The organism is Mesorhizobium sp. WSM4817 (assembly GCF_055811135.1).
The window spans coordinates 153,505-172,654 of record NZ_JBVVQQ010000003.1 but is presented as its reverse complement, the minus strand read 5'-3'; the positions used below and the strand labels follow the sequence as shown (position 1 = coordinate 172,654).

Genomic DNA, 19,150 nt, shown 5'->3' with positions numbered 1-19,150 from the left:
ACATGCACGGCACGACTTCAAGCTACGTCATCGAACCGACCGCAATCCCGAGCATCCCGGTGGCGGGAACCGACAAGTTGTTTCCGGTGCACCGGGTCTATTGCGTCGGGCGGAACTATGCCGCGCATGCCGTCGAGATGGGACACGACCCCGACAAGGAGCCGCCATTCTTCTTCCAGAAGAACCCCGACAACCTCGATACGACAGGAGAATTTCCGTACCCTCCGGCCTCTAACGATGTTCATCACGAGATCGAAATGGTCGTGGCGCTGAAGAGCGGCGGTACCGACATCCCGGTCGAAAAGGCTCTGGACTGCGTGTTCGGTTATGGCGTAGGTCTCGATATGACGCGGCGCGACCTGCAAGGGAAGGCGAAGGACATGGGCCGTCCATGGGAGGTCGGCAAGGCCTTCGAGGCATCGGCGCCATGCACGCCATTGGTTCCGGCAAGCTCGACCGGCCATCCCAGCCAGGGCGCGATCTGGCTGGACGTCAATGGTCAGCGAAAGCAGACCGGCGACCTCAACCAGATGATTTGGAAGGTTCCGGAAATGATCAGCTATCTCTCAGGGCTCTTCACGCTGATGCCGGGGGACATCATTCTTTCCGGCACGCCGGCGGGCGTCGGCGCGGTCGTGCGCGGTGATGTTCTTCGCGGTCATATCGATGGCGTCGGCGACCTAGAGGTTTGCGTTGTCTGAAGCGGCCTCGATCATTGAGCGGCTTGCCGCCGGGGCCGACGATGCGCCGGCGATTTCGGCACCCGACAGGATCACGCTCGCGCATGGCGGACTGCGCCGCCTGATCTCCGAGACGGCAGCGCAATTGCATGCACTGGGCCTCGGCCGTGGCGACCGGGTGGCCATCGTGCTGCCGAACGGGCCGGAGATGGCGACGGCCTTTGTCGCAGTGGCGGCGGCGGCGTCGACGGCGCCGCTCAATCCGGCCTACCGGGCCGACGAGCTCGATTTCTATCTGACCGACATCGGCGCCAAGGCGATCCTCGTCGCCGAAGACGAAAGCGGCCCGGCGGTGACCGTGGCCGAGCGCCTCGGCATAGCGGTGCTCAGGCTCACGGCACTGCGTGACGCACCAGCCGGCAGTTTTGAGATCAAGGGCAAACCGGTTGGTCCGTCTGTTTCGCCCGACCTGGCTGAAGACGGCGACATCGCGCTGTTGCTGCACACGTCCGGCACCACGTCACGGCCCAAGCTGGTGCCGCTCAGCCACGCCAATCTCGCCGCCTCGGCCGCCCATATCGGCGCGACGCTCGGCCTGACGGCCGGTGATCGCTGCCTCAACATCATGCCGCTGTTCCACATTCATGGGCTGATCGCGGCGGTGCTGTCCTCGCTCGCCGCCGGCGGCAGCGTCTTCTGCACGCCGGGTTTCAACGCCCTGCGCTTCTTCCATTGGCTGGGCGAGGCGCGGCCGAGCTGGTACACGGCCGTGCCGACCATGCATCAGGCGATACTGCCGCGCGCAACGCGCAATGCCGAGGCATTGGCGGTGGCGCCCTTACGCTTCATCCGCTCGTCCTCGGCATCGCTGCCGCCGCAAGTGATGGCCGAGCTTGAGGCGACCTTCGGCTGCCCGGTGATCGAATCCTACGGCATGACCGAGGCCGCGCACCAGATGGCTTCGAACCGGCTGCCGCCTGGCTTGCGCAAGCCGGGCAGCGTCGGCGCCGCCGCCGGACCGGAGGTGGCGGTGATGGCGCCGGACGGGCGATTGCTGCAGCCCGGTGACACCGGCGAGATCGTCATTCGCGGGCCTAATGTCACCGCGGGCTACGAGAACAATCCGGACGCCAATGCCACGGCTTTTGCGCATGGCTGGTTTCATACCGGCGACCAGGGCGTGCTCGATGAAGACTTCTATCTGCGCGTCACCGGCCGGCTCAAGGAGATCATCAACCGCGGCGGCGAGAAGATCTCGCCGCTCGAGGTCGACGACGTGCTGATGGACCATCCGGCGGTGGCGCAGGTCGTCACCTTCGCCACGCCGCACGACAAGCTCGGCGAGGAGGTCGCGGCTGCGATCGTGCTGCGCGAGGGCATGGCCGCCACAGAAGGCGACATCCGCAGCTTTGCCGCGACACGGCTTGCCGACTTCAAGGTGCCGCGCATTGTCCTGATCCTGGACGAAATCCCGAAGGGCGCGACCGGAAAGCTGCAGCGCATCGGCCTCGCGACCAAACTCGGTCTTGCCAAACCTGGGCTGGGATAATGCGGATCAGCATTTTTGGCGCTGGCGCGATCGGCGGCTATCTCGCGGCCAAGCTTGCCATGGCCGGCCGCGTCGATCTGTCGATCGTGGCGCGCGGCGCGCATCTCGACGCGATCAGGACGGCCGGTCTTCGCCTGATCGAAGACGGTCATGAAGCCGTCGCCTCGGTCAGGGCCGCCGCGCAGGCGCAGGAGCTAGGCGTCCAGGACTATGTCGTGCTGGCGCTCAAGGCCCATTCGGTCGCACCAGCGCTCGACCAGATCGCGCCGCTGCTGGGCGAGGGAACGGCCGTCGTCACCATGCAGAATGGCGTGCCGTGGTGGTATTTCCACAGGATCGGCGGGCCGCTCGAAGGCACGCGGTTGCAAGCGGTGGATCCCGGCGGGGTGATCTGGGACCGGCTTGGGCCGGATCGCGTCATCGGCTCGGTCGTCTATCCCGCGGCCGAGGTGGATGCGCCCGGCCTGGTTCGCCATATCGAGGGAAAGCGGTTCTCGCTCGGCGAGCCCTCGGGCGAGAAGAGCGAGCGTGTCACGCGGCTTGCCGAGGAGATGGTTGCGGCGGGGCTGCAGACGCCGGTTCGCGACGACATCCGCAGCGAGATCTGGGTGAAGCTGTGGGGCAATCTCTCCTTCAACCCGATTTCCGCGCTGACCGGCAGCACGCTTGCGGCAATCGCTGCCGACGAGGCCACCCGCGCGCTTGCCCGCACCATGATGCTGGAGGCGCAGGCGATCGGCGAAAGCCTCGGCGTTCGTTTCCCGATCTCGGTCGACCGCCGCATCAAGGGTGCCGGCGACGTTGGCGAGCACAAGACCTCGATGCTGCAGGATCTGGAGCGTGGCCGGCCGATGGAGATCGACGCGCTGGTGACGGCGGTCCAGGAACTCGGCCGGCTGACCGGCCAGCCGACGCCGACCATCGACAGCGTGCTGGCGCTGGTGCGCCGCCTCGCCATCGAGCGCGGCTGCTATCTGGTATGAGATATTTTTATCAGGCGCTCGCCTTGAGGAGGTGGGCGGAACGCCCTTGTGAAGAAAGAAGCTTCACAGCCTTTTTGTCAAAGGAAACGAAGACTTCCCCGCCTAGCCAGCTACCATCATAGGCAATCACACCATCAGCAAAATCACCGCCAGCATCAGGGACCGATAGGCCAGCTTCAACTGCGGGTCGATTGACCACGACATTTTCCGTGTTCAGCAGGGCACGGATCGCGGCGGAAATGTCTTCACAGGCAGTCTTGTATTGGCGCGCCAAGACCCAAGTGAATTCACAAAGGGACTGTAAGCTTACAGCCACGATTTCAGCACTTGCCAGCAACTCGACAGCGGCACTCGCCTGCTTGGCGTCGTCAGCCACATAGGCGCGGAGCGGAACATTCGTATCCAGCCGTGATCTTCATTCCTTGCCCGTCCCGGTGGCGGCACCAGCCTCGGCAATTGCCTCATTGATTTCCTCAATAGTGAGGGCTTGGCCATTCGTCTTCCCTTTCAGGAAGCCATGAAGGTCCCGAAACGATCCCATCGGCCGCGATGCCTTTAGGTCTGCGCGGCCATACGGCAGCAAATCCAGTTCGATTTTATCTCCTGGCTTGATGCCGAGGTGTTGAAGCACTTCTTTCCGAAAAGTGACCTGCCCCCGTGCCGTTACGGTCAGTGTCGTCATGGCAGAATCTCCTGATTGGCAGCAAACGTAATGCAAAAGCGCATTACATACGAGCACCGGCCTTACCCGGCCGACTCGATCTCCACTTGACGCTCCAGTTTGTTCCTGTTTTGTTTCACGCCTTCGTCGCATCAAAAGCGGGCGACAATTGCAGGCCATTAGCCTGAACAGGAGGATCATATGACCACCGCGGAAATCGCCAAGGATTTCACAGATCTGCTCAAGCAAGGTCAGAACGATGTTGCGGCTGAAAAGTACAAGGCCGACGACATCGTCAGCTACGAAGCAATGGAAGGGCCGATGGCGGTCTGCAATGGCAAGGAGGCCGTGAAGCAGAAGGGCCAGTGGTGGGAGGAGAACAACGAAGTTCATGACGGCTCGGTCGAGGGCCCATATGTCAACGGCGACCAGTTCGCAGTGCGCTTCAAGTTTGACATAACGCCCAAGGCTACAGGCGAGCGTGTCAGCATGGATGAGGTTGGTCTGTACACGGTCAAGAACGGCAAAATTGCCGAAGAGCGCTTCTATTATTGAGGCTGAAACCGGATTTCCAGAACCCTGAGATGCTCGACCAAGGAGGGCAGGCCATATCGAACGGCTGAGCTGGCTCGCTGACCGAGACGGGGCTTCTGTTCAGTCGCCGACAGCTCGGCGGCCGCGTTGGATTGGCAAGCGCCCGGAAGACACGGTCGATCGACTGCTGGCTGGTGGAGTGCAGGTTTGTTGCCACGGTCATGTCGTCTCCTCGCGTCACATGCCTGCGGGGCTGGCAATGCTTGAACGGTGGTTTAGGGTGCGGCTGATTCGATGAGCGACCAGCCCGAGGGCCAAAATATTGACGATCACCATGTACGGCATCACCAATTGCGACACGATCAAAAAGGCGCGCATCTGGCTGGAAAGCCACGATGTCGCCTATCGTTTTCACGACTACAGGGTCGAGGGGCTGGAGGCGGATAGGCTCGACGGCTGGTCCAGCAAGGTCGGCTGGGAAACCCTGCTCAACAAGTCGAGCACGACGTTTCGCGAACTGTCGGACACGGACAGGCTGAGCCTCGACGAGAGGAAGGCCAAGGCGCTGATGCTGGCCAAACCGACGATGATCAAGCGGCCGGTCCTCGATCTCGGCGATCGTATCCTCGTCGGCTTCAAGCCTGATGTCTATCAGCAGGCGGTAGGTGGGTTGAAGTAGCCGGACGGACGCTTTTCACGCTCCAGTTCGCCAGGCGAATTGGGTAGCGGAAAAGACCTTGGCCTGCCTGGCCGAGAGCGCGTCCCACGCTGCGCGGCAGCTGGGGTCGGGCTCGATTGTCTCGGCAATGCTCGTCATCGCATCCGCAGCCTCAGCAAAACTTTCGAACCATCCGATGCCGACCGCCGCGCTGATCGCTGCGCCGAGCGAGGAGGCTTCGGCATTGTGACCCTTATGGATCGCGATCCCGGTCGCGTCCGCAATCATCTTTGTCCAAAGCCTGCTGTTGGCGCCGCCGCCGATCGCCACCATTTGCGCCGGCGAAAGACCATGGCTGCGCATCTCTTCGAGAGCCCGGGCGGTTTGCAGCGTCATTGCCTCGAGCCCTGCACGATAAAAGTGACCGAGCGTGTGCGAGGGGTGCATGCCGATGAAGCTGGCGCGTGCGCTCGGATCCCAGTGCGGGTCCATGCAGCCGACCAGGGTGGTGCCGGCGAGAAGTCCGTCCGCGCCGATCGGCACGGCCGCCGCTTCCCTTTCGAGGCGGTCGAAGATCGCCGGATCGGAGCGCCCGCCGGCAAACATGTCGACGAACCAGTTGACGAAATAGACACCCGCCCGCTGCACGGCCTCGAGGAAATAGCCATCGCCGGTTGGCGAGGTCATGGTGCGCCAGAAGGCGCCGACCACCGGTTCTGGCGACCAGATTCCCGCGATGATCGCGGTTCCGAGATTGAGATAGACGACGCCGTCGCGCATGGCATTGACGCCGAGCCCGGCGCATTGCCCATCGCCGCCGGCGGCAATCACCGGGGTTCCTTCCGAAAGGCCGGTTGCGGCGGCGGCTGCGGCATGAACAGTCCCGACTCGCGTGCCGGACCGCACCGCATTGGGAAGTTGCGACGGTTTGATGCCGAGATGATCGAGGATCGGCTGCGACCATGCCTTGCGCGAGATGTCGAAGAGACCGAACGGATCGGCGCTGGTCCAGCTCGCGCTTGGCGTTCCCGTCAGTCTCAGCGTCAGATAGCCATGCACGTCGAGGATTTTGTTCGCCTGGTCCAACCGTTCCGGCTCGTTCTCGCGCAGCCATTTCAGGCGATAGACGACCGGCGTCACGTCGATCGGCTTACCGGTGATCTGGTGCAGTCGCTCACGGCCGATCTCCGCCGCGAAACGGTCGACCAGCCCGGCGGCGCGTTCATCGAGCCACAGGCTGGCGGGTCCGATCGGCGCGCCGGCGCCGTCGATGAGGGCAACGGTCTCGCGCTGGTTGGAGATCGCGATCCCGGCGATGCGTGTCGCGTCGACCGCGTCGACAAGCTGTCGCAGCGCCGCTGTTGCGGCCCGCCACCAGTCGGTGACCTCCTGCTCGACATAGTCCGGCCTCGGCTTCATCAGTTCGAGCGGCGCCCGGCCTTCCGCCACGGCTCGTCCGTCCCGGCTCCAGGCAATCGCCTTGCAGGATTGGGTGGAACTGTCGAGGCCGACGACAAGAGGTCCGTCGCTGCTGCCCATGATTGTCCTCCCGAGACGATGAGTTCCACCGGTGCTGGTTGGTCCAAGTGCCGGTTATTCCAAGAGACTGTTCGCGGTGGCCAGGTCGGTGACAAAATGTGTCGCATATCCGCCGCCGAGCCCGGCCCTGATCGCCGCCATCTTGCGGGCGCCACCGGCGGCGCAGATGCGGACCGGCACCGCTTTCAATTCATCGAGCGTGATGCCGACGGTGCGTCCGTCGAGCGGTGTTGCGAAAGGGGCTCCTTGGGCGTCGATGAACCGCCCGATGATGACGCCGAGCGCGCCCTGCTCGATCATGCCGGCAAGTGCGGCGGCATCCGATATCCCGGCTCGGGCATAGGTGCTCTCCGGCCCGATATCGCCGATCCCGAAGATGACTTTGCCGGCGGCATGGATCATGCGGAACTGGTTGACGAGCATCGGCTCCTGCATGAGTTGGTCGTGCAGTTCGTCGGTGGAGACGATCGCCGGGGCAAGCAGGTTTATGCAGCGGGCGCCGAGCCGGTTGGCCATCAGCGAGGTGCAGAATTCCGGCGAGAAATCGCTGGTGCCGATCGAGCTTCCCGAGAGCTGGACGACGGTGAGGTTCCGATCATGCCGTAGTCGTGGGATCGAGCGGGCGGCAGCGAGCACCGTTTTTCCCCAGGCAACGCCGATCGTGTCGCCCGGATCGACCATCGACGCCAGCAGCCGTCCTGCCGCTTCGCCGATGCGGCGGTCGGCATCGTTTGGATCAAGGTCGGGGATAACCGCGGCGCCGCGAAGCCCGTATTTTTCCATGAGACGCCGCGAGGTCAAGGTGCGGGCAAAAGCGTCGTGATCGACCTGCACGGCGACAAGTCCGCTTTCGCGTGCCTCCTGCAGATAGTGCACCACGCTCGCCCTGGAGACGTTCATGACCTTGGCCACATCGCTCTGGTTGAGCTGGTCGACATAGTAGAGCCAGGCAGCCCACGCCACCGCGCTGTCGAATTCGGGCGGCAGTGCCGAGAGCCCAGATGGTCGGACCATGTCGATGTCGGCGTTGGCATTCATGTCCCTTTTTCCGCAGGTTTGCAGAACGAAGTCAAGCGTCGCGGGCGAATGCTTGACAAAAGACAGAGATAGATGACTATTGTTCAATGACGCAACGCTCCTCCGCCTCGATTAGAGGGTTGCCCCAGAATGAGGACGCCATGACGAATCCGGCAGCCGGATACTGGACGACATTAATCGACGACATTTTGGACGGGCGCTGGACCAACCCGGAGACCGGGAAAAAGGCGGTGGTCCCGTATGACCGGATTGTCATTGAAGAAAGCCTCGAAGGGCGGGCGGCCGATCTCGTTTCGGAGCTCGATCTGGGCGAGCGGTTCACGGTCGTGGCGGATGGCGCCACCTATGATGCGCTTGGCGAGCGCGTTGCGCGCGAACTGAAGACGCTCGGCCCTGTCGATGTGGTGATCCTGGATCACCCACATGCCGACATGGCCAATGTCGAAAGCCTGGCCGTCAAACTCGCCGATGCAGACGCCGTGGTCGCGGTCGGTTCTGGGACGATCAACGATCTCTGCAAGTTCGTCACCGGAAGGAATGGACGGCGCTATTGCGTGTTCGGGACGGCCGGTTCGATGAACGGCTACACATCGACGACTGCGTCCATCACACTTGAAAGCGGCCTGAAGGTATCGCTGCCTTCCCACGCCCCATCAGGCTTTTTCGTCGATCTTGGCGTCTCCGCTGCCGCCCCGACCTATCTGTCGGCAGCGGGGTTCGGTGACTGCCTTTGCCGCTCGGTCGCCCAGATCGACTGGTGGATGTCGCACCGCCTGCTTGGCACGGCCTACCATCAGGTCCCGTTTCTCATCCAGGAAAAGGATGAGGCGGCGCTCAACCAGCGTGCGGCAAAGCTTGCCGAACACGACATCGAGGCCAATGGCTACCTCTATCGCGTGCTGACGCTCTGCGGTCTCGGAATTTCCTTCACCGGCGTCTCCAATCACGGTTCCATGGGCGAGCATCAAATATCGCACTACATCGACTGTTTCGCCGGCGAGCGTCACCCCGGCACGCTGCACGGCACCCAGGTCGGCGTCGCTTCGCTCACCATGGCGCGATTGCAGCAGGCAATGCTTGCAAGCGACAAGCCGCCGTTGGTGAAGGCGACGAAGATCGATCCTGACGACATGATCCGTCGCATGGGCCCGGCTGTCGCCGCACAATGTCTCGACGAACTGAAGAAGAAGGCCTTCGACGAGACTTCCGCCGCGGCATTCAACGAGCGGCTGCAGGAGCTCTGGCCGACACTCAGGCAGGAGCTCAAGCAATTCATGGTGCCTGTCGATGAGATGCAACGCCTGCTGAAATCGACCGGCGGGCCGATTTCAGCGGGCGAATTGGGCACGCCGGCCGATTTCTATCGCGAAGCCGTCGTTCATTGCCGGGAGATGCGCAATCGCTTCTCGTTCCTCGACATTGCTGCGGATGCAGGAATGCTGGAGGATTTTGCGCGTGGGGAAGCCTGACCGGATGCGCGACCTCGCCGATTTCGGACCCGAAACTGCATCGCGCATTCGCGGCGTCTTCTGCGATATCGACGACACCTTGACCACTGAGGGTCGTCTTCCGGCCGACGCCTACCGTGCGCTCGAACGCTTGCACGAGGCGGGCCTTGTCGTGGCTCCCATTACCGGGAGACCGGCAGGCTGGTGCGACATGATTGCCCGGTTCTGGCCGGTCACCGGCGTGGTAGGCGAAAATGGCGCTTTTTACTTCGCTTATGATCAGGCAACGCGAAAGATGATCCGGGTTTTCGCGGCAAGCGCTGACGAACGCCGGGAAAACAGGCGCAGGCTCACCGAACTGGAAAAGCGCATTGTCCAGGAGGTGCCGGGTTCGGCAGTATCCGCCGACCAGCAATATCGCGAAGCCGACCTGGCCATCGACTTTTGCGAGGATGTTCCGGCGCTGCCGCTGTCCGATGCCAGGCGCATCAAGCAGATTTTCGAGGAGGCCGGCGCTGTCGCCAAGATTTCGTCGATCCATGTGAACGGCTGGTTTGGCCGATACGACAAGCTGGCGATGACGCGCCGCTTTGCAAGCGAGAGGCTGGGAACCGATCTCGATGCTGAAAGGCAGGCCTATGCTTTCGTTGGAGACAGCCCGAACGACGCCCCGATGTTCGGGTTCTTTCCGAACGCGTTCGGGGTCGCGAATGTGGTGGATTTCCAGGGACAGATCGACGCCGAACCCGCTTTCGTCGCCAGGTCGCGGGGTGGCCGCGGCTTCGTCGAGATTGCCGATATGATCCTGGCGAACCGGAGGCCGGGATTGGGCTGATCGGCGGGCGCGAAAAATGCGGACTGCAATAGACGCAAAAAAGGATGTTCTGCAGGCGATGGAACCGAACCAGGGACGGCTTAGGCAAGCGGGCGCGATGCGCCAGGCAACATCGCACGGCAGCTTCGGCTGCCGCCGCAACCCCGGCCGGTCACAGCGAACTGCCCGTCCCCTGGTCGGTGATGAGGCCGGTGAAGAATCCCTTTTCCAAGAGCTTGGTCATGATGCCGACCTTGTTCTTTCCGCCGGAAACGAGGATGCGCTTGGGAATGTTCAGCGTGTCGCGAGGATAGACCCCGACAATGCGCTCGTTGACGGGATGGTCGATGAGTTCGGCGTCCCGGTCGAAGAAATAGCCGAGAAAGTTCCCGATCGGCTTCAGTCTCAGGATATCGTCGAATTCCTCGTCGGTCATGTAACCGACGCTCCGCAGCGTCGAACTGGTTGTGCCGCCGACGCTCATCAGCGCAAGGTCGGCGTTCAGCGCCTTCTGGATAACCTCGCGCGCGCTCGGTTGCTGCAGGATCGTCTCACGGCTTTCACGGCTGTCGCAGATGATGGGTCCGGGGAGATAATAGGATTCGGCCTGGGTGCGCTGGGCAAAGACGGCGGCCGCGTCGTATTTGTCGATCGACGACCGGCGCGACAGCGAGCCGAGAAGCGGCACGACGGTAACGTTTCTGAGCGCCACCGGCTCGATGTTGGAAGCGAGCCATCGCATGGTTCGGCCCCACGCCATGGCGACCGTCATGTCGTCCCTGAGCAGCGTCTCGACGGTCTGCGCGGCATAGATGCCGATCACTTCGGAGAGCCCGAGTTCCGACCCGGTGTCATCAGGTGTGACGCTGCATATGTCGAGCCGGTACTTCCGCCTGAGCTGTTCTTCCATTTCGAGCGCCTGGGACGTCCCGGCATTGATGCGGATCGAGACGATGCCGCGCTCCTTCGCCTCCGCCAGCAGCCTGTGGATCTTGGTGCGGTTGATCTGCAGCCGCTCGGCGATGGCCTGCTGCGTTTCGCCCAGCACGAAATACTGATGGGCAACCCGTGCCAGCAGACCGATCGACGTCATGAGGGTCCTCCGATGCTTGTGGCGCACCCATCTGAATGCCGCTGTAGCCGGCCAACAAGTGCTTGCCACAGACAGGGCGACGATATAGCATTTGAACAAATGCACAAGATATGAACATTTGTGCATCGCAAAACGAAGCGGTTCGGGAGGAACGCGTGCGGGTTGCCCAAGCCAGACGTTTCGTCTTTTCGGATCACCCGCTGCCCTGGCTGCTGCCGCTGGTGGCGATCCTGCTTGTCTTCACCGTGTATCCTCTCGTCTACAACATCTGGCTGAGCTTCCATGAGTTCGTCCCGCGCCGGCGGGCGCTCGAATTCGTCGGAACGGAAAACTGGGTGCAGCTGTGGAACGACACGCGGTTCTGGCAGTCGCTCGTCATCACCTTCACCTATTTCGCCATCGCGCTGATCTTCGAGCTGGTGCTCGGCATGGCGATCGCGCTGCTCCTCGACAGCGACGGCTTCGGTTTCGGATTCCTGCGCGGCGTACTGACGATGACGCTCGTCATTCCGCCAGCCATTGTCGGCATGATGTATCTGCTGATGGAGGATCCGCAGTTCGGCGTGATCAGCTATCTCCTGCAGTCGATCGGACTGCTCAATTCGAACAACCCCATCCTCGCCACCGCGTCGACCGCGCTTGCCGGCGTTCTCGTAGCGGAAATCTGGCAGTGGACGCCGTTCATGGTGCTCATCTTCCTTGCCGGTCTCAGGGCGCTGCCGCCGGAGCCTTACGAGGCCGCGATGATCGACGGCGCCTCGTCGTTCCAGATCTTCCGGCGCATCACCCTGCCGATGATGTCGAAGGTGATCGCCATCGCCGTGCTGGTCCGCGGCATCGATCTGTTCCGGGTTTTCGACTACGTCTTCGTCATGACCTCCGGCGGGCCGGGAGCGTCGACCTACTCGCTGTCCCTCTATGCATGGCAGCAGACGTTCAGCTTCGTAAAATGGGGCTATGGAGCCACGCTCAGCCTCGTCACCCTGGTGATCATCCTCGTCATTGCCAACCTCTTCATCCGTATCGCCAAGGTGAGGTGGTAGAATGAACGGCTCCTTCTCGACCCGCATGCTTCGCACCATCGCCGCCTGGGTTGTGGTCGCGATCTTCTTCTTTCCGATCTACTACTGGACGTCGGTGGCGTTCAAACACGGCAACGACATCTTCAACCGGCCGCCGAAACTGTTCGCCTTCACGCCGACCTTCGACAATTTCCAGAAGGTGTTCGGGATTTCGCTGGGCAGCGGCGGCATCACCGTGACGCCGGGCGGCGGCAATTTCTACATGGCGCCCCGCGTCTGGGATTCGATTGTCATCGCGACGCTGTCGACCGTGCTCGCCGTCGCCATCGCCACGCTTGCCGCCTATGCCCTGTCGCGCATGCACTTCCGCGGCCGGCACAGTTTCGTCGGCTGGGTGTTGTCGACGCGCATGATGCCGCCCGTCGCGGTCGCGGTGCCGATGTTCTTCATCTACAAGAATTTCGGTCTCATCGACACCTATACCGGCATGGTGCTGATCCACGCGCTGATGAACCTGCCGCTCGCCGTCCTTCTGATGAAGAGCTTCTTCGACGACATTCCCTCCGAGATCGACGAGAGCGCCATTGTCGATGGCGCCAGCCGCTTCATGATTTTTCGCAGGATCGTGCTGCCGATGGCCAAGGGCGGCATCGCCGCCACGGCGGTGCTCTGCTTCATCTTCAGCTGGACCGAATTCCTCTTTGCGCTGACCCTGACCACCACGTCGCTCAAGACCGTGCCTGTCGTCTCGTCGACCTTCGTCACCTCGATCGGCACCGCCTGGGGCAACATGGCCGCGCTTGGCGCCGCATCCATCATTCCCGCTTTCATCTTCATTCTGTTGGTTCAGAAGCACCTCGTGCGCGGTCTCACGATGGGATCGTTGAAACAATAGATGGGAGGCTCGAATTCGCAGCCTTGAGAAAATCGCGAATTAAACCGGAGGAGTAGACAATGAAAGACAGCATCAGAAAGACGCATCTTGCCTCTGTCACCGACCGCTTCGTTCGCGGACAGATGGACCGCCGCTCGTTTCTTCGCGCAGCAGGCATTCTCGGCCTCGGCGCCGGCGCGCTCGGCATCGGCCTGGGGCGACGTCCGTTCTACGGCATCAGCCAGGCATCGGCTCAGGAGCAGGAACTGAAGCCCAGCGCCGAAATCACCAAATGGCTCTCGGATGTCGGCAAGCCCTTTGCCGGAACGACGCTTCGTCTCGCCACCGAATCGACGCCGCCGTCGAATGCCATCGCCACGCAGCTCAAGCAGTATTTCGAGGAGGCCACCGGCATCAAGGTCGAGATAGAAGTGCTGCCGCTCGAGCAGGTGCTGCAGAAGCTGACGCTCGACGTGGCCTCAAGCCTCGGCACTTACGACCTCTACTATATCGACCAGAGCTGGGCGGCGAGCTTCAGCCAGGACGTCTTCGACCCGCGCGAGCAGCTCAAGAACGCCGACTTGGCAATGCCGAACTACAACATCGACGACTTCCTGAAGCCGCTCGTCGACGGTATCGCCATGTACGAGGACCGCATGGTCGGCGTGCCCTACGACATCCCAATCTTCATCATGCAGTACCGCAAGGACGTCTGGGACGAGCTCAAGCTGCCGCCTCCGGCGACGCTGGACGATTTGCTGAAGGCATCTGCGGCGATCACCGACGCCAAGGGCCCGGACATGTACGGCACCAGCGGCCAGATGAAATCGGGCCATTACAGCCTCGAATGCGATTGGACGGCGTGGCTTTGGGGCCATGGCGGTTCGATTTTCGGCCCCGACGGCAAGTTCACTGGCAATGACGACGCCGGCTTGGCCGCCATGGCCTACTGGGACAAGCTCAAGGCGACGATGCCGCCCGGCGTCGACGGCTGGACATGGGATGGCGAGGGCCAGTCGGTCGGCCAGGGCGTCGCCGCCTCGATGCTGTCCTGGGGCGAATTCTTCCCGTTCTTCGACGATCCCAAGGCCTCCAAGGTCTCGGGCCTGATGGAAGCGATGGTTCCGCCGAAACCTGCCGCGACGCTGCGCACCGTCGAGCAGACCGGGTTCGGCGAAATTCCGGGCGTTGGTCACCAGGGCGGCTCTTCGCTCGCGGTATCGAAATACTCGAAGAGCCCGGACGCCGCCTGGATTTTCATGCAGTGGGCGACCTCAGCCGATACCCAGGCGCTGATAACCGTTCTGGGCGGCGGTACCGGGCCAACGCGCACCAGCGTCTATGACGATCCGCGCGTGCTGGCCAATGCGCGTGTCGGCGCCGGCACGACCCGCCACTTGCCGGTCGTGCGCGACACCATCGCCAACTACATGGGATCCGAGCCCGACCTGCCGGCGTGGGCAGAACTCTCGAGCGACATGATCCCGGTTGCGCTGGGCAAATACTTCGCCGGCCAGTCGGGCTCGGCCAAGGAGTCACTCGACGCCCTGAAAACCCAGGTCGACGATCTCGTCGCCAAGGGCTGAGTCTTCCCCCGGGCTGGCTGCCCTAGGGCCGCCAGCCCGGCGTATCGACAATTTTCGATTGAGGAAAGTCATGGCTGGAAGACAGCTCGTAGCAGTGACAGGAGCCAGTTCTGGTATCGGCGAGGCGGTCGCCAAGGCGTTTTCGCGCGCCGGCCACCCTGTTCTAATGATGGCCCGCCGTCTGGAGCGCATGGAGGCGCTCAACCTGCCCGACAGCATGGCCCGGCAGGTCGATGTCCGCGACCGCGCCGCGATCGCAGCCGCCGTGAAGGAGGCGGAAGCCGAGTACGGACCGGTCGACATGCTGTTTGCCAATGCCGGCATAGCGCGTCTCGCCGACATAGGGCGCCAGCCGCCCGAGGAATGGGACGAGATGATCGACATCAACACCAAAGGCGTGCTGAATTCGGTCCACGCCGTGATGTCGGGCATGATGGAGCGCCGTCATGGAACGCTGTTCATGATGAGTTCGATCGCCGGCCGAAAAATCTATCCGGATCATACGGTCTACTGCGGGACGAAATTCTTCGTTCACGCCGTGTCGGAATCGCTGCGCGACTATCTTTCCGACTATGACGTCCGCGTCGTCGTGCTTTCGCCCGGGGTGATCGAAACCGAGGTTCTGAGCGGCGTCCTCGATCCGCAGACGCTCGCCAACTACAATGCCAACAAGCTCAAGATCGGCGGCGGCATCGGCCCGGAGCACGTCGCAGACCTCATGCTGCACGCCTACCTGATGCCACAGAACGCTCTCGTGCAGGAAATCGTCATCACACCGACCAGGCAGAAATACTGACGACCCTGACCCGGGCGTCTGGAGACAAAGAATGGCCACCGTAGAATATAAGAACATCGCCAAGAATTTCGGCAATGTCGAGGTGATGAAAGACATCTCCTTCGGCATTGCCGACCGCGAATTCGTCGTGCTTCTTGGGCCGTCGGGCTGCGGCAAGACCACGCTCCTGCGCATGACGGCCGGGCTCGAGCGGGTGACCAGCGGCGATCTTTTGATCGGCGACAGGCGGGTCAATGACGTTCACCCGCGCGATCGCGACATCGCGATGGTGTTCCAGAATTACGCGCTCTATCCGACAATGAAGGTGTTCGACAATATCGGCTTCAGCCTGGAAGTGGCGAAAGTGCCAAAGGCGGAGATCAGGAAGAAGGTCGAATGGGCGGCGGAAATCCTGAATCTCACGCCCTATCTCGGGCGCTATCCCAAGGAACTGTCGGGTGGCCAGCGCCAGCGCGTCGCCATGGGCCGCGCCATGGTGCGCAATGCCGCCGTCTTCCTTTTCGACGAGCCGCTCTCCAATCTCGACGCCAAGCTGCGCACGCATATGCGCGTGGAAATCCGTCAACTCCACAATCGTCTCGGCACAACCACGATCTACGTCACCCATGACCAGATCGAGGCGATGACGATGGCCGACAAGATCGTGCTGATGCACGCCGGCAGGATCATGCAGATCGGCACGCCCGACGAGGTCTACGAGCGCCCGAACTCGAAATATGTCGCTGATTTCATCGGCTCGCCGTCGATGAACTTCATCGCCGGCGCTGTCGAGACCGCAGGCGGCAGTCCTCGCTTCGTCGCCGAAGGCGTGTCGATCGGCCTGTCGCCGCAGATCAAGGCAACACCAGGCCAAAAGGTCATCATGGGCGTCCGGCCACACGATCTCGGCATTTCGGATACGGGTGAGATCATGGGCGAGGTCGTGCTGTCCGAAACGACCGGCGCCGATGTCCAGATTCATTTGCGCGTGGCCGGATACGATGCCGTCGCCGTGGTGCCGCGTGACGAGCGCCGCAGCGCCGGCGCCGCGATCAATCTTTCGGTGCTGCCGGGCAAGGTGCACCTCTTCGATGCGGCCACGGAACTGCGTGTCGCCTGAGCTAGCGATGACCGCGTCGGCAGAGCGCTGCCTCAGCCCTTCAGGCTGAGATAATCAGCCAAAGCCACCGCGTTGTTGTGCAACTCGTCCTGGGCGCCGTAGAGCAACGTCACCCGGCCGTTGTCGAGCAGGGCACGCAACTGGCCGACCGCCTCGCTGTTCCGGTCGAGCTCGCCGCGATAGCGCTGCTGGAATTCCATCCAGCGCGTCGGCTCGTGGCCGAACCATTTGCGCAATTCATCGCTTGGCGCGATGGTCTTCAGCCATAGTGTCAGCGCGGCGTCTTACTTGCGGACGCCGCGCGGCCATAGGCGGTCTATGAGCACCCGCTGCCCATCGCCAGGCGAGGCCGGCTCGTAGATGCGTTTGACCCTGATATCGAGTTTCATTGCCAACTCCGGGGTTGGCCGCCATGTCGTCTTGCTGGCCATGTCGTCTTGCTGGCCATGACGGCTTGCTGGCGGCTGCTTACGCCCACTCGCCCTTACGCCCACTCGCCCCTAAGCCCATTCGCCCTTGCGCATCACCGGCACGCGGCCGCCGTCCTTGCCGACGCCGTCGATGTCGACCTTGTCCGAACCGATCATCCAGTCGATATGGATGAAGCTCTTGTTGCCGCCGCGCACCGCGATCTCGTCCTGAGTGAGCGAGGCGCCGTCGACAAAGCACTTCGAATAGCACTGCCCGAGCGCGATATGGCAGGCGGCATTCTCGTCAAACAGCGTGTTGAAGAACAGCAGGCCGCTCGCCGCGATCGGCGAGGAATGCGGCACCAGGGCGACCTCGCCGAGCCGGCGTGCGCCTTCATCGGTGTCGAGCACTTTTTTCAGCACATCTTCGCCGCGGCTGGCCTTGGCCTCGACGATGCGACCCTGCTCGAAACGCACCGCAATGCCGTCGATCAGCGTGCCTTGGTACGACAGCGGCTTGGTGCTCGTAACATGGCCTTCGACGCGCCTTGCATGCGGCGTGGTGAAAACCTCCTCGGTCGGGATGTTCGGGTTGCAGGTGATGCCGTTCCTGGCAGTCGAGGCGCCGCCCATCCATTCATGGCCGTCGGCCAGGCCGACGGTCAGGTCGGTGCAGGGTCCGGTGAAATGCAGCGCATGGAAATTATGGCCGTTCAGCCATTCGGTGCGGCTGCGAAGCGCCGCATTGTGCGCCTTCCAGTTGCCGATCGGGTCGTCCACATCGACCCGTGAGGCGGCAAAGATCGCGTCGGCGAGCTTCGCCACCGCGACGTCGTCGCTATCGCCCGGAAACACCTGCCTGGCCCAGGCCAGGTCGGGGTAGGCGACGATGTTCCAGTTGATGTCGAAGCCGGTGATCTTTTCCAGTGCCGGCTGGTAGGCGATCGAGTTCGCCTTGTTGGCGCGCGCCACTTTCGCCGGATCCTGCGCCGACAGCAGCGACGGATCCTCGCCGCGCACGGCCAGCCGCGCCGCATTGTTGGCGAAGGCCTTGGCCATGCCCTCGTAAAGCCAGCCGGCGGCGTGGTCGAAACCGGCATCGGCGCCGTAGCGGAAGCGTGCCAGCGTCATCTCGTCGTCGTTGAAGATCGGCGTCACCAGGCCGGCGCCGGCCTTGTAGGCGTGCTCGACGATCCGCCGCGTCAAAGGCAGCGCTGCGATCGACGATGTGAGCACCAGGTCCTGCCCCGGTTGCAATTGCAGCCCGACCTTGATGGCGACTTCTGCCAGCCTGTCGAGCTTCACCGGGTCGATCGTTGCGGAAACGCCGCGCGAATGTGTGGTCATGATCCTGCCTGTCGCGATGTGGGAGCCTGGTTCTTACATAGACCGGTGCCATCGGTCTTTCCACCGTGATCGACCGGGCCTGCTCAGGCCGCGCCGGCGAGCGCGCCGAACTGCGCCATCGTTGCCTCGATCTCCTCGCGGATCCAGATCTTGAAATCGCGCACCTTGCGGCTCTCGCTCTTGCTGGCCGAGGTCACCAGCCAGTAGCCCAGCCCGCTCTCGGCGCGGACGCCGAACGGCGCGACCAGCCGGCCGTCGGCGAGAGCATCAGCCGTCAGCAATTGCCAGCCGAGCATGACGCCGTGGCCGGCGATCGCCGATTCCAGGCACAGCATCGGGTCGGTGAAGCGCGCGCCCTTGAGGAAGCTGACCGGCTTCACCCCGGCCGCCTCGAACCAGCTTTCCCAGCTGATCATCGCTTTTTCGTCGGTGATCGCGCAGGTCAGGGCGAGATCATCGATCGATTTCAGTTTGTCGGCGATCACCGGGGCGCAGACCGGGAAGACTTCCTGCGCCAGCAGCAGTTGCGCGCGCACGCCCGGCCATTTGCCGTCGCCAAGCCGGATGGCGATGTCGATGTCCGAGCGATCGAGATCGGCAATCCGCACCGAGGCGTCGATGCGCAAAAGCACATTCGGATGCCGGGCGAAGTGACATGATAGTCGAGGCAGCAGCCACTTCGAGGCAAAGGCCGGCGCAACCGAAACCACCAGCGTGCATTCGGAGGCCTCGTCGGCGAGCGCCACGGCTTGGGCGAGCTCGCGGAAACCTGCCCCGAGCCGGGCGGTGAAGACGGTGCCGAATTCGGTTGGCACCAGACCGCTTGCCGTTCGTTCGAACAGCGCCTGGCCAAGTTGCGCTTCCGTCCGCTTGACCTGCTGGCTGACGGCGCTGGCGGACACGTTGAGTTCGCTCGCCGCAGCCGAAAGCGATCCCAGGCGGGCGACGGTTTCCACGGCGCGCAGGCCGTTGAGGTGGACGCGGTTGAGCATGGCCATACAGTTTTTCTAAACCAGCAC

The 19,150-nt window shown here is 62.8% G+C and carries 19 protein-coding genes and 1 pseudogene; 12 read left to right on the top strand and 8 right to left on the bottom strand.

Going from position 1 to position 19,150, the window contains the following annotated elements; translation table 11 throughout:
- Positions 1-2 precede the first annotated feature (2 nt).
- From AC0L2K_RS05745 to AC0L2K_RS05735, 3 genes are read left to right on the top strand one after another with little or no spacing between them, the layout of a single operon-like run.
- A complete protein-coding gene (locus tag AC0L2K_RS05745; protein ID WP_473530973.1) occupies positions 3-701 on the top strand; it encodes a fumarylacetoacetate hydrolase family protein in 699 nt (232 codons plus the stop codon).
- Positions 694-2,229 (top strand): acyl--CoA ligase, encoded by a 1,536-nt coding sequence (locus tag AC0L2K_RS05740; RefSeq protein WP_128167732.1) that lies wholly within the window; start codon positions 694-696, stop codon positions 2,227-2,229. Before AC0L2K_RS05745 ends, AC0L2K_RS05740 begins: the two co-directional genes overlap by 8 nt.
- Positions 2,229-3,212: a 2-dehydropantoate 2-reductase gene (locus AC0L2K_RS05735; RefSeq protein ID WP_023799430.1), complete on the top strand. Its 984-nt coding sequence runs from the start codon at positions 2,229-2,231 to the stop codon at positions 3,210-3,212. The genes AC0L2K_RS05740 and AC0L2K_RS05735 overlap by 1 nt, the downstream gene beginning before the upstream one ends.
- 10 nt (positions 3,213-3,222) lie before the next feature.
- On the opposite strand, the gene AC0L2K_RS05730 is transcribed toward AC0L2K_RS05735, so the two are convergent.
- Both AC0L2K_RS05730 and AC0L2K_RS05725 read right to left on the bottom strand, forming a co-directional pair.
- The gene (locus AC0L2K_RS05730) at positions 3,223-3,588 is read right to left on the bottom strand and encodes a type II toxin-antitoxin system VapC family toxin (protein WP_473530833.1); all 366 of its coding nucleotides are present in this window, start codon (positions 3,586-3,588) and stop codon (positions 3,223-3,225) included.
- 39 nt (positions 3,589-3,627) lie between these two features.
- Positions 3,628-3,894 (bottom strand): AbrB/MazE/SpoVT family DNA-binding domain-containing protein, encoded by a 267-nt coding sequence (locus AC0L2K_RS05725; protein WP_128171992.1) that lies wholly within the window; start codon positions 3,892-3,894, stop codon positions 3,628-3,630.
- Positions 3,895-4,074: 180 nt separating this feature from the next.
- Between AC0L2K_RS05725 and AC0L2K_RS05720 the strand changes: the two genes are divergently transcribed.
- Positions 4,075-4,428 (top strand): nuclear transport factor 2 family protein, encoded by a 354-nt coding sequence (locus AC0L2K_RS05720; RefSeq protein WP_128167731.1) that lies wholly within the window; start codon positions 4,075-4,077, stop codon positions 4,426-4,428.
- Between the two features lie 301 nt (positions 4,429-4,729).
- Positions 4,730-5,086: an ArsC family reductase gene (locus tag AC0L2K_RS05715; RefSeq protein WP_031255011.1), complete on the top strand. Its 357-nt coding sequence runs from the start codon at positions 4,730-4,732 to the stop codon at positions 5,084-5,086.
- A 15-nt stretch (positions 5,087-5,101) separates the two neighbouring features.
- Here the strand turns inward: AC0L2K_RS05715 and AC0L2K_RS05710 are convergent, their stop codons facing one another.
- Positions 5,102-6,604, bottom strand: coding sequence for a xylulokinase (locus tag AC0L2K_RS05710; protein ID WP_128167729.1), 1,503 nt, complete (start codon positions 6,602-6,604; stop codon positions 5,102-5,104).
- Between the two features lie 54 nt (positions 6,605-6,658).
- The gene (locus tag AC0L2K_RS05705; protein ID WP_287179744.1) at positions 6,659-7,642 is read right to left on the bottom strand and encodes a sugar-binding transcriptional regulator; all 984 of its coding nucleotides are present in this window, start codon (positions 7,640-7,642) and stop codon (positions 6,659-6,661) included.
- A 140-nt stretch (positions 7,643-7,782) separates the two neighbouring features.
- Here AC0L2K_RS05705 and AC0L2K_RS05700 point away from each other — a divergent pair, with 140 nt between their 5' ends.
- Positions 7,783-9,111: a sn-glycerol-1-phosphate dehydrogenase gene (locus AC0L2K_RS05700; protein ID WP_128171995.1), complete on the top strand. Its 1,329-nt coding sequence runs from the start codon at positions 7,783-7,785 to the stop codon at positions 9,109-9,111.
- Between the two features lie 4 nt (positions 9,112-9,115).
- A complete protein-coding gene (locus tag AC0L2K_RS05695; protein ID WP_473530972.1) occupies positions 9,116-9,925 on the top strand; it encodes an HAD-IIB family hydrolase in 810 nt (269 codons plus the stop codon).
- A gap of 151 nt (positions 9,926-10,076) precedes the next feature.
- Here AC0L2K_RS05695 and AC0L2K_RS05690 read toward each other — a convergent pair whose 3' ends face one another.
- A complete protein-coding gene (locus tag AC0L2K_RS05690) occupies positions 10,077-10,997 on the bottom strand; it encodes a sugar-binding transcriptional regulator (protein WP_023799422.1) in 921 nt (306 codons plus the stop codon).
- Between the two features lie 155 nt (positions 10,998-11,152).
- On the opposite strand from AC0L2K_RS05690, the gene AC0L2K_RS05685 reads away from it, so the two are divergent.
- The 5 genes from AC0L2K_RS05685 (at position 11,153) to AC0L2K_RS05665 (ending at position 16,374) form a co-directional block, all read left to right on the top strand.
- The gene (locus AC0L2K_RS05685; protein WP_473530832.1) at positions 11,153-12,040 is read left to right on the top strand and encodes a carbohydrate ABC transporter permease; all 888 of its coding nucleotides are present in this window, start codon (positions 11,153-11,155) and stop codon (positions 12,038-12,040) included.
- A 1-nt stretch (position 12,041) separates the two neighbouring features.
- Positions 12,042-12,914 carry a carbohydrate ABC transporter permease gene (locus AC0L2K_RS05680; protein ID WP_128167725.1) on the top strand — a complete coding sequence of 291 codons (873 nt, stop codon included), beginning with the start codon at positions 12,042-12,044 and terminating at the stop codon, positions 12,912-12,914.
- A 59-nt stretch (positions 12,915-12,973) separates the two neighbouring features.
- A complete protein-coding gene (locus AC0L2K_RS05675; protein WP_473530831.1) occupies positions 12,974-14,479 on the top strand; it encodes an ABC transporter substrate-binding protein in 1,506 nt (501 codons plus the stop codon).
- A 70-nt stretch (positions 14,480-14,549) separates the two neighbouring features.
- Complete coding sequence (locus AC0L2K_RS05670; RefSeq protein WP_473530830.1) at positions 14,550-15,275, top strand: SDR family oxidoreductase; 726 nt, start codon at positions 14,550-14,552, stop codon at positions 15,273-15,275.
- Between the two features lie 31 nt (positions 15,276-15,306).
- A complete protein-coding gene (locus tag AC0L2K_RS05665) occupies positions 15,307-16,374 on the top strand; it encodes an ABC transporter ATP-binding protein (protein WP_023799417.1) in 1,068 nt (355 codons plus the stop codon).
- A 32-nt stretch (positions 16,375-16,406) separates the two neighbouring features.
- Here the strand turns inward: AC0L2K_RS05665 and AC0L2K_RS05660 are convergent.
- The 3 genes and pseudogenes from AC0L2K_RS05660 to AC0L2K_RS05650 all read right to left on the bottom strand — a co-directional run bounded on the left by AC0L2K_RS05660 (position 16,407) and on the right by AC0L2K_RS05650 (position 19,129).
- Positions 16,407-16,763: pseudogene (locus tag AC0L2K_RS05660) on the bottom strand (DUF488 domain-containing protein).
- Positions 16,764-16,874: 111 nt separating this feature from the next.
- A complete protein-coding gene (locus tag AC0L2K_RS05655; protein ID WP_473530829.1) occupies positions 16,875-18,131 on the bottom strand; it encodes an aminopeptidase in 1,257 nt (418 codons plus the stop codon).
- 83 nt (positions 18,132-18,214) lie between these two features.
- On the bottom strand, positions 18,215-19,129 hold the full coding sequence (locus AC0L2K_RS05650) for a LysR substrate-binding domain-containing protein (protein ID WP_128167721.1): 915 nt from the start codon (positions 19,127-19,129) through the stop codon (positions 18,215-18,217).
- Between the last annotated feature and the right edge of the window lie 21 nt (positions 19,130-19,150).

What these genes read in the sequence shown, in the direction of transcription:
- AC0L2K_RS05735 (WP_023799430.1), top strand. Translation starts at nt 2,229, where the DNA reads ATGCGGATCAGCATTTTTGGCGCTGGCGCGATCGGCGGCTATCTCGCG.
- AC0L2K_RS05675 (WP_473530831.1), top strand. Translation starts at nt 12,974, where the DNA reads ATGAAAGACAGCATCAGAAAGACGCATCTTGCCTCTGTCACCGACCGC.
- AC0L2K_RS05655 (WP_473530829.1), bottom strand. Translation starts at nt 18,131, where the DNA reads ATGACCACACATTCGCGCGGCGTTTCCGCAACGATCGACCCGGTGAAG.
- AC0L2K_RS05690 (WP_023799422.1), bottom strand. Translation starts at nt 10,997, where the DNA reads ATGACGTCGATCGGTCTGCTGGCACGGGTTGCCCATCAGTATTTCGTG.
- AC0L2K_RS05680 (WP_128167725.1), top strand. Translation starts at nt 12,042, where the DNA reads ATGAACGGCTCCTTCTCGACCCGCATGCTTCGCACCATCGCCGCCTGG.
- AC0L2K_RS05665 (WP_023799417.1), top strand. Translation starts at nt 15,307, where the DNA reads ATGGCCACCGTAGAATATAAGAACATCGCCAAGAATTTCGGCAATGTC.
- AC0L2K_RS05745 (WP_473530973.1), top strand. Translation starts at nt 3, where the DNA reads ATGCACGGCACGACTTCAAGCTACGTCATCGAACCGACCGCAATCCCG.
- AC0L2K_RS05700 (WP_128171995.1), top strand. Translation starts at nt 7,783, where the DNA reads ATGACGAATCCGGCAGCCGGATACTGGACGACATTAATCGACGACATT.
- AC0L2K_RS05725 (WP_128171992.1), bottom strand. Translation starts at nt 3,894, where the DNA reads ATGACGACACTGACCGTAACGGCACGGGGGCAGGTCACTTTTCGGAAA.
- AC0L2K_RS05720 (WP_128167731.1), top strand. Translation starts at nt 4,075, where the DNA reads ATGACCACCGCGGAAATCGCCAAGGATTTCACAGATCTGCTCAAGCAA.
- AC0L2K_RS05650 (WP_128167721.1), bottom strand. Translation starts at nt 19,129, where the DNA reads ATGGCCATGCTCAACCGCGTCCACCTCAACGGCCTGCGCGCCGTGGAA.
- AC0L2K_RS05695 (WP_473530972.1), top strand. Translation starts at nt 9,116, where the DNA reads ATGCGCGACCTCGCCGATTTCGGACCCGAAACTGCATCGCGCATTCGC.
- AC0L2K_RS05670 (WP_473530830.1), top strand. Translation starts at nt 14,550, where the DNA reads ATGGCTGGAAGACAGCTCGTAGCAGTGACAGGAGCCAGTTCTGGTATC.
- AC0L2K_RS05710 (WP_128167729.1), bottom strand. Translation starts at nt 6,604, where the DNA reads ATGGGCAGCAGCGACGGACCTCTTGTCGTCGGCCTCGACAGTTCCACC.
- AC0L2K_RS05705 (WP_287179744.1), bottom strand. Translation starts at nt 7,642, where the DNA reads ATGAATGCCAACGCCGACATCGACATGGTCCGACCATCTGGGCTCTCG.